Raw genomic sequence first — 1,089 nt, 5'->3', positions numbered from 1 at the left:
CGTGACAGAAAAAACATTGGTTATCGCAGTGTTGGAAACTTTTGATATCTCGCATATTTACGGTAAAATCTGCATTCCGTTTGACCAGTTTGACGAACTGAAAGTACAAAAAGGTTTACTGCCTTCCCAGCGGATCATCAAAGCGAAAAGCGGGAAAACCAAAATAAAATTGTCGCTGGTCAACAACAGCATCACCGCCAAAATCAAAGATCAAAAACAGGGGATGCTCGCGATTTGCGAGGTACTGGAGCGTTTAAAACACTGATTTTCATAAAAGCAAGAGAGAAAATGAACAATATAAATGAGAACCGAACAGACAAAAGAGTGCCCGGCGGCGAAAAAAGCAAGGCGGAGTTAAAATGGTTTGTTTTGTTCCTCGCCGTCATCTTTTTTCTGCCGATCACCATCCTCGCGGTGGTGGAATGGTTTACAAGCGCCGATGCCTTTGCCATCGGCATCACGGGGTTTATGCAAGCCGTCATTGTCTATGGCGGCTTGGGGCTGGTGGCGGTGATCATCGCCCTTGTCTTATTCATACTGCTGGTTCAGCCGGACGCAACGTTCCTGCAGAAGGTTGGCAGAACCGCAGGCATTCTGCTTTGCGTCGCCGCCGCTTTCTTCCTTGTCCGGCCGCTCGTTTTGGACATTCCCTACCTCAAGCGCCCGGAAGCAGCCTATTTGGAGCGGCTGGAGTTTGAATATTCGCGAGGGATCGGGGACTATGGTTCGGACGACTATTATCTGCGCGGCGTAGATATGACCGGAGAACGGCATTCCTTTGAAATCAGTGAAAAGAGGTACGAGGAAGGGCGCGCGCTGTGGGGCGAGAACGACTTTGCTCTGTTTGCGAAAGTCACCTACCTGCCGCACACCTCCACCTTGATAACGCTCGAATTTATGACAGAACTCGACGCGCCGGAGGCCGAATTGTACCCCACATCCCCCGAACTTTCGGATGATTGGGAAAGTTTTTCCATCCAGATCAATGACGCGGTGTATACGTTGCCGCTTCCCCTTGCGGATTTTCTTGACGACGGGTGGGTGATCTCCGCGGAGGATGCCGGGCTTTCTCTGCCCGGCGCGGAAGGC

General features: G+C 51.1%; 2 protein-coding genes. Both read left to right on the top strand.

Translation table 11 applies throughout. The features are described 5' to 3' along the window. The coding region (locus H6B10_RS19060) for a hypothetical protein (RefSeq protein ID WP_204652267.1) at nt 1-265 on the top strand (265 nt) is incomplete at its 5' end. A gap of 23 nt (nt 266-288) precedes the next feature. Continuing rightward, nucleotides 289-1,089 (top strand): hypothetical protein (locus tag H6B10_RS19055; protein ID WP_204652266.1); only part of this gene is annotated, 801 nt, incomplete at its 3' end.

It is taken from the genome of Gemmiger formicilis (assembly GCF_016901605.1).
GTDB classification, from domain to species: domain Bacteria; phylum Bacillota; class Clostridia; order Oscillospirales; family Ruminococcaceae; genus Gemmiger; species Gemmiger formicilis_B.
This window is presented reverse-complemented; position numbering and strand designations above follow the sequence as displayed.